The sequence below is a fragment of the Synechococcus sp. R5-12 genome, assembly GCF_047502655.1.
Taxonomy (GTDB): Bacteria; Cyanobacteriota; Cyanobacteriia; order Thermostichales; family Thermostichaceae; genus Thermostichus.
On the sequence record NZ_JANSIM010000054.1, the window covers coordinates 1 to 12,037 of the forward strand.

The 12,037-nt window shown below is 57.6% G+C and carries 11 protein-coding genes and 1 pseudogene; 2 read left to right on the forward strand and 10 right to left on the reverse strand.

What is annotated here, in order from left to right; all coding sequences use genetic code 11:
• Positions 1-337 (reverse strand): annotated as a pseudogene (locus tag NW843_RS03755) (GTPase ObgE); the annotation flags it as partial.
• A gap of 195 nt (positions 338-532) precedes the next feature.
• Between NW843_RS03755 and NW843_RS03760 the strand changes: the two are divergent.
• Positions 533-1,501 (forward strand): 30S ribosomal protein S1, encoded by a 969-nt coding sequence (locus NW843_RS03760; RefSeq protein ID WP_011433921.1) that lies wholly within the window; start codon positions 533-535, stop codon positions 1,499-1,501.
• 210 nt (positions 1,502-1,711) lie between these two features.
• On the opposite strand, the gene NW843_RS03765 is transcribed toward NW843_RS03760, so the two are convergent.
• From NW843_RS03765 to NW843_RS03775, 3 genes are all read right to left on the reverse strand, one after another.
• On the reverse strand, positions 1,712-2,590 hold the full coding sequence (locus NW843_RS03765) for a hypothetical protein (protein ID WP_414522158.1): 879 nt from the start codon (positions 2,588-2,590) through the stop codon (positions 1,712-1,714).
• A 44-nt stretch (positions 2,591-2,634) separates the two neighbouring features.
• On the reverse strand, positions 2,635-3,603 hold the full coding sequence (locus NW843_RS03770) for a CobW family GTP-binding protein (protein WP_414522159.1): 969 nt from the start codon (positions 3,601-3,603) through the stop codon (positions 2,635-2,637).
• A 166-nt stretch (positions 3,604-3,769) separates the two neighbouring features.
• The gene (locus tag NW843_RS03775) at positions 3,770-4,219 is read right to left on the reverse strand and encodes a VOC family protein (protein ID WP_414522160.1); all 450 of its coding nucleotides are present in this window, start codon (positions 4,217-4,219) and stop codon (positions 3,770-3,772) included.
• Between the two features lie 195 nt (positions 4,220-4,414).
• On the opposite strand from NW843_RS03775, the gene topA reads away from it, so the two are divergent.
• Positions 4,415-7,198: a type I DNA topoisomerase gene (gene topA / locus NW843_RS03780; RefSeq protein ID WP_414522161.1), complete on the forward strand. Its 2,784-nt coding sequence runs from the start codon at positions 4,415-4,417 to the stop codon at positions 7,196-7,198.
• 93 nt (positions 7,199-7,291) lie between these two features.
• Here topA and NW843_RS03785 read toward each other — a convergent pair whose 3' ends face one another.
• From NW843_RS03785 to grxD, 6 genes are all read right to left on the reverse strand, one after another.
• The gene (locus NW843_RS03785) at positions 7,292-7,459 is read right to left on the reverse strand and encodes a hypothetical protein (protein WP_011433927.1); all 168 of its coding nucleotides are present in this window, start codon (positions 7,457-7,459) and stop codon (positions 7,292-7,294) included.
• A gap of 37 nt (positions 7,460-7,496) precedes the next feature.
• A complete protein-coding gene (locus NW843_RS03790; protein WP_414522162.1) occupies positions 7,497-8,657 on the reverse strand; it encodes a SpoIID/LytB domain-containing protein in 1,161 nt (386 codons plus the stop codon).
• Between the two features lie 51 nt (positions 8,658-8,708).
• Positions 8,709-10,265 (reverse strand): B12-binding domain-containing radical SAM protein, encoded by a 1,557-nt coding sequence (locus NW843_RS03795; RefSeq protein ID WP_414389570.1) that lies wholly within the window; start codon positions 10,263-10,265, stop codon positions 8,709-8,711.
• A 458-nt stretch (positions 10,266-10,723) separates the two neighbouring features.
• Positions 10,724-11,080 carry a phage holin family protein gene (locus NW843_RS03800; RefSeq protein ID WP_414389567.1) on the reverse strand — a complete coding sequence of 119 codons (357 nt, stop codon included), beginning with the start codon at positions 11,078-11,080 and terminating at the stop codon, positions 10,724-10,726.
• A 44-nt stretch (positions 11,081-11,124) separates the two neighbouring features.
• On the reverse strand, positions 11,125-11,415 hold the full coding sequence (locus NW843_RS03805; RefSeq protein ID WP_414329320.1) for a BolA family protein: 291 nt from the start codon (positions 11,413-11,415) through the stop codon (positions 11,125-11,127).
• A gap of 29 nt (positions 11,416-11,444) precedes the next feature.
• Positions 11,445-11,783: a Grx4 family monothiol glutaredoxin gene (gene grxD / locus NW843_RS03810; RefSeq protein WP_041437553.1), complete on the reverse strand. Its 339-nt coding sequence runs from the start codon at positions 11,781-11,783 to the stop codon at positions 11,445-11,447.
• Positions 11,784-12,037 lie beyond the last annotated feature (254 nt).

The window sequence follows — 12,037 nt, forward strand, 5'->3', positions numbered from 1 at the left end:
CCCCCTTGCCCACCAGATCGCCCAACAATTCCCCCGTCTCCGCATTGAACACCACAGTACCGCAGGGCACCCGCACCAGCCGATCCGCACCACTGGCCCCGCTGCGATGGTTGGGCCCCCCTTTGGCCCCGTGTTCCGCCTTGATCACCGGTTGAAAGCGAAAATCCAACAGAGTTTGCAGGCCGGGATCGGCCACCAAGATCACCGAGCCGCCCCGCCCTCCATTGCCGCCGGATGGCCCCCCAGCCGGCACATACTTCTCACGGCGGAAGGCAACGATGCCATCCCCGCCATTTCCCCCTTGCACTTCAATTTCGGCTTGGTCGATAAAGTGCAATTGCTCTTCCTCCGAATCTTCTATCTTTCAGCTTGGCAAGATGCCGGGAAACTTGCCACAAAAGACGCTCCTCTAAGCTACGATGGTATTTCCCAGCCACATCCTCCCCAGGTGGGAAAGTGGAAGTGGGATCCTGCCAAACTCGATTGGCCTTCTACCCTTTATCCCGCGCAACTGATCTGTTACTGCACCCCTATGAGTCGATTCACCGCTGCCGATGTAGGTTTTACCACTGAAGACTTTGCCGCCCTTCTGGATAAGTACGACTATCACTTCAGCCCTGGCGAAATTGTGGCGGGTACAGTCTTCTCGGTGGAGCCACGCGGTGCCTTGATCGATATCGGGGCCAAAACGGCTGCCTTTCTGCCGCTCCAGGAGATGTCGATTAGCCGCCTGGAAGACCCGCACGAGATGCTGCAGCCGGGAGAAACCCGCGAGTTTTTTATCCTCACCGAAGAAAACGAAGAGGGACAACTCACTCTTTCCATCCGTCGCATCGAGTACATGCGGGCCTGGGAACGGGTACGGCAGCTCCAGAAAGAAGATGCCACCGTTCGCTCAACCATTTTTGCTACCAACCGAGGTGGAGCCCTGGTGCGGATTGAGGGGCTGCGGGGCTTTATCCCCGGATCCCACATCAGCACCCGCAAGCCAAAAGAAGAGCTGGTGGGCGAAGAGCTGCCCCTGAAGTTTCTGGAGGTGGACGAAGACCGCAACCGCTTGGTGTTGAGCCATCGCCGCGCCTTGGTGGAGCGGAAGATGAACAAGCTGGAAGTGGGCGAGGTGGTGGTTGGCACGGTGCGGGGCATCAAGCCCTATGGTGCCTTCATCGATATTGGCGGCGTCTCCGGCCTGCTGCACATTTCCGAGATCTCCCACGATCATGTTGACACGCCCCACAGCGTCTTCAACGTCAACGACGAAGTGAAGGTGATGATCATCGATCTAGATGCGGAGCGGGGGCGGATCTCGCTGTCCACCAAGCAACTGGAGCCCAATCCCGGCGACATGATTCGGGATCCCAAGCTGGTTTACGAGAAGGCTGAGGAAATGGCAGCCAAGTACCGTGAGCAACTGCTGGCCGCTAAGCAAGGACAAGCGGCAGAGGCCCCACCGGAAGTGGTGGAAGAGGAGCTGGAATACGCGGCGACGGCTGTGGAATGAGGGCAAGCTTGGCGCCATCTCTGCCTGCGATGAGACTGAGGTTAGGAGCCTTCAGCTCCGCTGGCGTGGGTGGCTCGTGGGAGCGGGGCAGCCCAGGCTCCTAGGGAGACGGGTACTGCTGCTGTGGCGAAGTAGGCCGACGGCGCTCATGCAGGGCTGCAAACCTGCGCCAGTAACGGGAATCCCCCGCTCCTGAGCTTGAGGAGCCGGTCAAAGACTGTAGATCTGCCCATCCATGAGCAGATGGGTGATGCCTTTCTTTTGCAGTTGGGTGCGCACAATCTCCAGAATGTAGCCGGGAAACTGGATTACCCGGTAGGGTGGGTAGGTGTTGCTGCCCCGACGGCTCATTTCGGAAAAGCGGCGGGCCACCTTGTGGTTGTCGAAAATGGGCAGCGTATTGGCGTTATCCATCCCTTCGATGGGCAGGGATCCCGAGCCAAAGAATTCCTTAAGGGGGCGGGTGGTCAGTTCTTGGTAGCGGTCAACAACGACATAGCAGGTTTCCGGTAGGGTGAGCTCTTCCAGGGGTAATACCTGAATTTGATAGCCGGGATCGGTGAGGGGATCCTCTTCTGGCCCATCTTCATCTTCTAAGGGATAGTCAGGGTCGTCCTCATCTTCGTCCTCGTCTTCAAGGTCACGGTCTTCTTCGGTCTCTTCCTCCACATCCTCCAGATCTTCCCGAAGCCCAGCCGCCAACGGCAGTTCTTCTGGGGGCAGTTTTGGCAGAGACTCTGTTCCAGCGGTGTTATCCTCGCCTTCCTCGTTTGCGTTCGGCTCTGCGGGGGGCTCCGGCAAGGGAGATGGAGAAGGCAACTCCGGCTCCAGCGGCAAAATCTGCTGCTCTGGGGCTGGGATCCCGCCAACAACAGCTTTTTCCCCCATGTCTTTGCGGCGGGCAGCCGAGCGTTTGAGATGGATCAACCGCTGATACTCATCGGCAGCGATATTTTCCTTCAACACGCGGGTGATGGTGGTGATGCTCACCTGAAATTGCTCCGCCAATTCGACGGCGGTCGCTGCCGAGCCGCGGTAGGCGCTAACAATTTGCTGTTGTTCTTGCTCTGAAAGTTTGCTGCGAGCCATCCCAGATCACCCAATCCAAAAACCGAAAAAACTGAAGAGGATCCTTAGCCAGCGGCGGTTGCCCCACACACCCGGCTGAGGCCGGCAGCTAGCTGCTCCCGCTCCAGCCCCTTGCCAATCAACACAATTTTGGACAGGCGGGGCTCATCGGGATCCCAGTCCCGTTCCAGAAAAAGGGTTTGCCGCTGGCCCACCTGATGAAAGATAACCCGCTGCGGCTCATCCACAACCCACAGCACCCCCTTGGCGCGAAAAAGGGTCTCGGGCATGTCTTGTAGCCAATCGCGAAAGGCCCCCAAATCCAGCGGCTGCTGCAGTTGAAAGCTCACCGATTGGATCCCGTCTTCCTCGAGGTGATGGCTATGGTGGGCCTCAGTCTCTGCATTGGGGAGCCTGGGATCCCACAATTCTGGGCGGAAGGCATGCACATCCAAGATGCGGGCCAAGGGCACCTGGGCATGGGTGGTGAGCAGGCAAGGGGCATCGGGGTTGTAGCGGCGCAGATCCAGAAGGATCCGCTCTCGTTCGGCTTCGCCGATTAAGTCCACCTTGTTGAGCAACACAATGTCGGCACTGCTGATCTGGTGGGCAGCAGTTTGCGAGCGCCGGAAATTCTGCCAGTATTCGGCCCCATCCACCAACGTCACCACGCCATCCAGGCGCAACTCCTCATGAAAAGTCCTCTGCACAAATAGCTCCGTCACCTGCCTGGGATCCGCCACGCCGCTGGTTTCCACCACCAGATAGTCCAACGCCTGGGCATGCTGGAGCAGCTGGCGGGCCGCCCGTTCAAAATCCTCTCGCACCGTGCAGCAGAGGCAACCATTGTTGAGCTGCATCAGCCCCCCCTCGGGCATGTTGACCAACTCGCCATCGATGGAAATCTCGCCAAACTCGTTGAGGATAACCCCAATGCGCAACCCATGCTCCTCTTCCAAGATGCGCTTGAGCAGCGTGGTTTTGCCACTGCCCAAAAAACCTGTCAAAATCGTCACCGGAAGCTGAGCTTTCATATCAGGTGAGGCTGAACTGACAAGCGGCCAACAAGCCCTTCTCTCAAGTTCCCCAGAAGCTCTACTAGCTTAGCTTTAGGGTTGGCTCTCCAGGATCTGGACAAGGGGGAACGACCGCTCCCACCCAAATTAGATCCTCTAACCCATCAACTAGTTATCCAACTATTTATCTATTAATGTCCTCTGGGCGTTGGGGCAGACTCTCTCCTGAGGATCCCTGGGGACGAATGAGCTCGATCGGCAGGCCATCGGGATCGGCGATGAACGCCACTTCATAGACCTGGCCCCCAATTTGCTGGAGCTGGGGCGGCAGCAGCAGGGTAAGGGGCACTTGCGCTCGCAAATGTTCTAGGTAGTTGGCCAGGGATCCCCATTCGGGGCCCACCTCAAAAGCGGGGTGATAGTAGCCCACATAGTGGGGATCCCCAAAGGGATCCGGGGCAGGATGGGGCTGCGGCACTTGCATCAGCTCCAAACGCCCCCAGGGGCCGCGCATCCAGCAGGCCAGCGTGATCCCGGCAGTAAAGCGTTCTTCCACCGCAAAGCCCAGCCCCTCGTAAAAAGCGATGGAGCGGAAGATATCGGCGGTGCGAATGGAAAAATGGTGTAGTTTCATCGTCCTGCAAAGCAGCCAGATGGGGCCAGACCGCTCGGATCATCGCCGATGACGGCTGGTCAAGCGCAGGTAGACTTGCTACGCTCCAGAAAAGTAGGCTGTCTATCTTAAGCACCTCTTGCAGTGTATGCTGGCCCGCCCAATCCTTGGGGCGGGAAATGCGACAACCTAAGCCGATTGCTGCCAACCTCAATTATGCCTAAGCTGGTCATTGTCGAATCTCCCACCAAAGCCCGTACCATCCGTGGGTTCTTGCCCGCAGGGTACGAAGTTCAGGCCTCGATGGGACATGTGCGGGATCTTCCCGATTCGGCATCTGAAATTCCAGAAGAATTGAAAGGAGAAGAGTGGAGCCGCCTGGGGGTCAATGTCCACGCCGACTTCGAGCCCCTCTACGTCATCCCCAAGGACAAAAGAAAGGTGGTCAAGGAGCTGAAGGAAGCGCTCAAGAAGGCGGACGAGCTGATCCTGGCCACCGACGAAGACCGCGAAGGGGAAAGCATTAGCTGGCACTTGCAGCAGGTGCTGCAACCCAAAGTGCCCACCCGCCGCATGGTGTTCCACGAGATTACCCGCGAGGCCATTCAGGAGGCGCTGCAAAACTGCCGTGAGGTGGATGAACAACTGGTGCGTGCCCAGGAGACCCGCCGCATCTTGGATCGCCTGGTGGGCTATACCCTGTCGCCGCTGCTGTGGAAAAAAATTGCCCCCAAACTCTCGGCAGGACGGGTGCAGTCGGTGGCGGTCAAGCTTTTGGTGGATCGAGAGCGGGAGCGGCGCGCCTTCAGAAAAGCCTCCTACTGGGATCTCAAAGCGGAGCTGCAGCCCAAAACGACCGTCGCCGGCCAGCAGGCTGTCTTTCCAGCAGAGCTGGTGAGCTTGGGTGGCAAACGCCTGGCCAATGGGCAAGACTTCGATCCCAGCACCGGCCAGCTCATTGCCGGGCGGGATTTGGTGTTGTTGGATCAGGCCCAGGCCGAGGCCCTGCGGGATCGCTTGCTGGGAAAAGCCTGGATCGTCAGCTCTGTGGAAGAGCGCCCCTCCACCCGCAAACCTGCCCCTCCCTTTACCACCTCCACCCTGCAGCAGGAGGCCAACCGCAAGCTGCACCTGTCGGCCCAGCAGACGATGCGCATTGCCCAAAAGCTCTACGAAGAGGGCTACATCACCTACATGCGCACCGATTCGGTCCACCTGTCGGAGCAGGCCATCCGCGCTGCCCGCGCCTGCGTGGAGTCGATGTACGGCAGAGAATATCTCAGCCCCGAGCCCCGTCAGTACACCACCAAAACCAAAGGGGCGCAAGAAGCCCACGAGGCCATTCGTCCTGCCGGATCAGAGTTTCGCCTGCCCAGCCAAACCCCCCTCTCCGGCCAGGAGCTGGCCCTCTACGACCTGATCTGGAAGCGCACCGTCGCCAGCCAAATGGCTGAGGCGCGGCAGACCCACACCATCGTACTCATCGCCGTAGACGATGCGGTGTTCCGGGCCAGCGGCAAGCGCATCGATTTTCCCGGCTTTTTCCGCGCCTATGTGGAGGGATCCGACGACCCAGAGGCGGCTTTGGAAGATCGGGAGGTGCATCTGCCCCTGTTGCGGCAGGGGGATCCCCTCCGCTGCCAGAAGCTGGAACCCGTTGCCCACGAAACCCAGCCTCCAGCCCGATATACGGAAGCCTCCTTGGTCAAGGTGTTGGAAAGTGAGGGCATTGGCCGCCCCAGCACCTACGCCACCATCTTGAATACGATCATGAGCCGTGGCTACGTCAGGCCGATGGGAAGTGCCCTCGTGCCCACCTACACAGCTTTTGCAGTCACCGAGCTGCTGGAAAAATACTTTCCCAACCTGGTGAATACCCGCTTCACTGCCGAGATGGAGCAAACGCTGGACGACATTGCTTCTGGACAGGCGGAGTGGCTGCCCTATCTGCGCCATTTCTTCTTGGGCGAGCAGGGTCTCGAGGGACAGGTGAAGGCGCGCGAGCTGGAAATTGATTCCGGCCTGGCCCGCTCCATCCATCTGGAGAACCTGCCTGTCAAGATCGGCATTGGCCCCTATGGCCCCTATGTGGCGGTCGAAACCGAGTCCGGAGAGGTGCGCGCCAACCTGCCGGAGGATATTCCCCCCGCCGATCTGAGCGCAGAACACATCGCGGAGCTGATCCAGCGGAAGCAAGAAGGCCCCAAGCCCATTGCCTTTCACCCGGAAACCCAGGAGCCAATCTATGTGATCCCGCAGGGCCCCTACGGCCCCTATGTGCAGTTGGGAGAAGTTTCTGAGGACAACAAAAAACCCAAGCGCACCTCCCTGCCCAAAGGGTTGAAACCGGATCAGGTCACGCCAGAGATTGCCTTGGGGTTGCTGAGCTTGCCTCGCACCTTGGGGGAACACCCGGAATCGGGGAAAAAGGTGCAGGCCGGTATTGGCCGCTTCGGCCCCTACGTAGTCTGTGATGGCGATTTCCGCTCTCTGCCCGCCGAGGAGGATGTGCTGACCATCAGCCTGGAGCGGGCGCTGGAGTTGTTGGCCCAGCCCAAGAAAGGCCGTGGGCGCGGCTCTGCCAAGCCCTTGCGGGAGCTGGGATCCCATCCTGAGGATGGCGAGCCGGTTCATCTGCACGACGGCCCCTATGGGCTGTATGTCAAACATGGCAAGGTCAATGCCTCTTTGCCCAAAGGGATCCCTGCCGAAGCGGTTACCCTGGAAATGGCCCTGCAGGTGCTGGCTGAAAAAGAAGTCTCTTCTGCAGAGGTCAAGGGGAAAAGCCGCTCGACCGCTTCTGCAGGTAAAGCCCAAGCCAAAGCTGCCTCCAGCAGCCCTACAGCCCAGCCGGCTGGAGATGCTGTGCCGCAGAAGCGGCGTAAAGCACAAACAACTTCCACCGGCGGCGGGATGGCCAAAGAGCCGCAAGCGAATGGGTCAGCCCAGGTGGGATCCCGTTCCACCATTGTGAAGATCACCCCCAAAGCCCCCGCCTGAGGTCAGCTTCTTGGGGTGCGATGGCCCAAGGTCGCCTGCTCAGGGTGGCTTAGGGGTTAGCCATGTAACAGTTTTGCTGACGACACAACTGCTTCAAGGGCCGCAAGCAGCGGCCACGGCGGCTTCCTGATTGGCAATGCAACCCATTGCTTCTGCAAACGGCAAGGGATCCTGCTGCTGGCGCTTGGGAATCTGGGCGTGTTCCAGCTCACTGCAGTAGCAGTAGGCAGGATGGCGACGATGGGGGTGTGCAAGGGACACGGGAGTAAATGAGAGTTGGAGTCGGGGCCAACAGCCTTCAGCTCAACGTTATCACCTGGGTGCCGGGGAAGTAGTGATTGAGGATTTGCGGCGCTGTGTAGCCCTGCTCGGCCAAGCCGCGGGATCCCCACTGACACAGTCCCACCCCATGCCCGGCTCCGCGATAGGTAAAAAGGTACACTTCCTGCTGGCCGGCCTTTGGCTGGAGACGTTCCCATGTGAAGCGGTTGCTGGGGAGGATCCCCCAACCCAGGGTTTGGCCAAGGCGCAGCACAAACTCTTGGCCGGTCAACAGTTGGGATCCAACGCGAATGCGCACAGGGCGACCCCAGGGATCCGACTGCACAATCTCCAGATCGCCGTTGCCGAAGGCTGGCTCCAACTCCCGTCGGCTGAGCCGGACGCTGTGAGGGCCATAGAAGGGAGAGGCGCGACACCCGTCACAGATCACCCCTTGTAGGTAGGGGCGGGCGGGTGGGGCAAAAATATCCTGATTGGCGCTGGTGTGACCGCCGCAGGTGGAGTGAAACAGAACCTCTATCGGCTGGCCGGCATGGGTTAGGATCTGCCCTCGGGTTGCCCGCACCGCAGCAGTGGTCGCCGCCGTCTCATAGGCCAGGCCACCATAGAACTGGTGGGCGGTGGAATCCTGCAATAGCCTTATCGAGGTAGAGGGCCATTCTCTTCTGGGGCCGGGGTGCAGATGGGGAATGGCCAAAGTGCGGGCCAAGATGGCTTGCGCCTGCAAGGCGGCGGCTGGCCAATCGGCAGGCATTTCGCTGGGCACCAAAGCCAGCAGATAGTCTTCCAACTTGACCCAATTCACCAGATGCAGGCGACCTAAACCCTTGGGACGAATCTGTACCCAGCCCCGATAGCGACGCTCCTCCCCTGCGAGGGAGCGCAGAGCTCCCCCCTGTAGCCAAAGGGATCCCTGGTAGCGACGAGGCTGTCCCGGCCCGGTCAGCAGGAGCTCTTGGCGGCGCACCTGTAACTTCCAGGTGCCTGTTGGAAAAGGCTGCTGATTTAAAACAAAAGGGCCCATCAGCTCCAACTCGACCAAGGGATCCGCACTCCAGCGGCTGAACAGCTCCACGGCCAGCCAATCTCCGCGCCCGGACGTTTGGGCCTGCCGAGAGCCTCCCCAAACAGCCCACAGGGATCCCAGCACCATCGCCCCCAACTGTCGTCGCCGCATAGGCCCCATCCGGGCATCCTCTATCGATAGACCATTCCCCCAGAAATACTGTCAAGATGAGCTGGCCAGCAAGGGATCGTATCCCAGTTGCTGGGTAAGCCGGGCGCGGGCCAATTCCCGATATTCCCAAAAGTGTTCTCCTGCAGCGCAGAGGCCCAAATATAGGTTCAGCAGGCTCGGTTTCTGTCGCCAAATCGTCCATAGCTGCCGCCAAAATTGGGCGCGGATTTCGGGATGAAGGATCCCTTGCCGCCAGATGAGTTGTAGAAGCAGATGGATCCCTTTGCGGAGGGGCAGCTTCATCATTTGCCGTCGGCCATCTTTGATGCCGATATTCAGGCATTGTTGCAGGCAGCGAGATAAATATCGCGCAGGATCATACAGTTTCCAAAAACTTTCCAGATACTCTCGGGCAATCTCCGATAGAGAACGGGTGGGAATAAAGTTCATCAGTGTATTTTGATCGCCAAACTCAGTCACGCCGATCCCTTCCAGCAACCGTTCCTCTTTCTTCAAGCGATTCCAGAGCTGTGTGTTTGGCAAAGCCTGTAGAATGCCCAGCATTGGCTGAGGAATACCGGTTTGCTCGACAAAAGCCTGAATGCGCTCCCCTGCTCCTGGCCGCTCTCCATCAAAGCCCAGAATAAACCCAGCATAGATCAGCAGTCCAGCATCGTTGATCTTGCGACAGGCCTCCACCAAAGGGTGGCGGGTATTCTGGAGCTTTTGGGTCATCTGTAAGCTGTCTTGGTCTGGAGTCTCAATGCCCAAAAAGACAGCATAGAAACCCGCCTCTACCATTAACCTCATCAGTTCTTCATCTTCGGCCAGGTTAACCGAAGCCTCTGTCATAAAGGTAAATGGGTAATTGCGCTCCTGGCTCCAAGGGATCAGCTCTCGTAAAAATCGCTTGACGTTGCGCTGATTGCCGATAAAATTGTCATCCACCACAAATACCGAACCCCGCCAACCCAAGTCATAGAGAGCTTGCAGCTCGGCTAGCATTTGACTTGGCTCTTTGGTTCTCGGCTTGCGTCCGTAAAGAGAGATGATGTCGCAAAACTCGCAATTGAAGGGGCAACCTCGTGAAAACTGGACTGACATCATGAAGTATTGATCCATACGCAGCAGATCAAACCTTGGCAAAGGACTTTGGGTTACATCCGGTTTTTCCGCAGCCCGAAAAATGCCCGACTCTTGCCCAGCTTCTAGAGCCTTGACAAAGGCCGGTATGGTCACTTCCCCTTCATCCAAAACCAAATAGTGAGCACCAGATTCCAGGGCATCCTGTGGCACAGAAGTTGGATAGGGTCCGCCCACCGCTACTTTTTTGCCCAACTGCACCGCTTTGCGAATGAGGGCGTGGAAATCCTGCTTCTGCACCAACATGGCTGACAAGATCACCAGATCGCACCACTGCCAATCGGCTTCTGTTTCATCAGCTACATTGCGATCCACAAAGCGAATCTCCCAGTGTTGGGGCAGCAGAGCAGCAACGGTGATCAAGCCCAGAGGTGGCATTAGCGCTTTTAGTCCCACCATCTCGATGGTGCGATTGTAAGACCAGAACGATTGAGGAAAACGCGGATAGAGCAGCAATGCCTTCATACCGACCAGCTCCTAAATCCCAGCGTAATTGATTTCATCCTCGCCTTTTTCCCATTCGTTTTTATTGATTAGGCAATCCTACAAGTGGCCTTGAATAAAGCTGCTGTAAAAACTTTTCGGTATGCTTACCCGTAGTACCTTCTTTGGGTTAGTAGTTTACAGGTTTTGTGCAGGTTTCTTATGGAGAAGCTTGTGATTCTTGAGCAGCGATTGAGCAGGTAGGGCCAAGAGAGTGCAGTTGCCGATGACTTCAAAGGACGGCTGCCACCGGGTAGCGTATTGACGTTCTCCCAGCCTACTCTTCAGGAAGCCTCTCTGGATGACTATCTAACCAAGGATCTGAGCTGAGCCTTAAAAGTTACTGAAGAGATTGCTCACTGAATAACTGAATAAAGTGTTGCCGCAATTCTTTCGAGAACAGCAATATCAACCCTGGCCCTTGGCAGCTCCAGACAGAGTCAGTTCGGCGCACCTTGCTCAAAAACCTGCTGAACCAAGCCACTGACGATGGAAAGTACAATCGCGCCGACGAACGCCCAACCGAAGTTATCGATATTGAAAGCGTTCCCGGCCAGCTTATCGGCAATGGCTAGACAAATGCCGTTCAAAATCAGCCAAAACAAACCCAGGGTAAGAACCGTAATCGGCAGGGTGATCAGCCGGAGAATCGGCCTAACCAAACCATTGACCAGACCAATGGCCAGAGCCGCCACCAAAGCCCCGCCAAACCCGGAGACGTGGATCCCGGGCAAAAGCCAAGCCAGGATCATTACACTCAAGGCTGACATCAGCCAGGTGGCCAAAAGAGTTGCCATGCTCCCTCCTCTGCCCTGATGGGGCCGCGATTTTGCCCTCTATGCTAGCTGATCTCCTCAGGGATCCCTTGCGCAGAAACCTCTTCAGGGCTGTAAGTTTGCAGGGCCAAAGCATGAATGCTCCGCCCCATGTGTTCCGCCAGAGCGGCATACACCAGGCGATGTCGCTGTAGGGTCGTTTTGCCGACAAACGAAGGCGACACTACTTGAACTCGGTAGTGCCCTCCTGTCCCGCCCCCGTGGCCGATGTGAAGGTGGGACTCATCCTCCACCTGCACATGAAGAGCCTGCAGCTTCTCCATCAGGTGCTGCCGAAGGTAGTCGGGGGTAAGCATGGCAACCCCTCTGGATGAGATGGGATCCCTTAAGATTGAGCCGTGGCCTTAGCAAAGGCTGCCTCGACCAGCGGACGCAGCTCGTTGCGGGCGTGCATCTCTTGGATGATGTCGCAACCGCCCACAAACTCCCCATCAATATAAATCTGCGGGATAGTAGGCCAGTTGGAAAACTCTTTAATCCCCTGGCGGATCTCAGGATCCTCGAGTACGTTAATCGCCGTGTAGGGGAAGCCCAAACTATCCAGCACACGAACGGCGGCATAGGAAAACCCACATTGGGGCATTTCCGGGGTGCCCTTCATGTAGATGAGCACCTTGTGGGTGCGGATTTGCTCACGGATTTTCTCTTCCAAAAGGGGATCCAGCATGGTGTTCAGCCACTATAGCGACAACAGTCGATAGGCAAACTGGCATCCTATCGAGATCTCATTTTCGTCTACTTTTAACATGCTCGACACTTTTCCCACGGTTGGGCCGAGAGATTCTCTCATAGACTCTGTTCTACGGACGCCACCAGCAAGCCCCATTGCCCAGGGCTGGCCCAAGCCCCCAACCTATCCAGGCAGCGACCCCAGGATCCATGTTAATTTCTACACCAACATGGTTAGCGACAGGGTCG

Coding starts and splice junctions, on each gene's coding strand:
- NW843_RS03775 (WP_414522160.1), bottom strand. CDS start 4,219: ATGAAACTACACCATTTTTCCATTCGCACCGCCGATATCTTCCGCTCC.
- NW843_RS03760 (WP_011433921.1), top strand. CDS start 533: ATGAGTCGATTCACCGCTGCCGATGTAGGTTTTACCACTGAAGACTTT.
- NW843_RS03795 (WP_414389570.1), bottom strand. CDS start 10,265: ATGAAGGCATTGCTGCTCTATCCGCGTTTTCCTCAATCGTTCTGGTCT.
- NW843_RS03790 (WP_414522162.1), bottom strand. CDS start 8,657: ATGCGGCGACGACAGTTGGGGGCGATGGTGCTGGGATCCCTGTGGGCT.
- NW843_RS03805 (WP_414329320.1), bottom strand. CDS start 11,415: ATGCTTACCCCCGACTACCTTCGGCAGCACCTGATGGAGAAGCTGCAG.
- NW843_RS03800 (WP_414389567.1), bottom strand. CDS start 11,080: ATGGCAACTCTTTTGGCCACCTGGCTGATGTCAGCCTTGAGTGTAATG.
- NW843_RS03770 (WP_414522159.1), bottom strand. CDS start 3,603: ATGAAAGCTCAGCTTCCGGTGACGATTTTGACAGGTTTTTTGGGCAGT.
- topA (WP_414522161.1), top strand. CDS start 4,415: ATGCCTAAGCTGGTCATTGTCGAATCTCCCACCAAAGCCCGTACCATC.
- NW843_RS03765 (WP_414522158.1), bottom strand. CDS start 2,590: ATGGCTCGCAGCAAACTTTCAGAGCAAGAACAACAGCAAATTGTTAGC.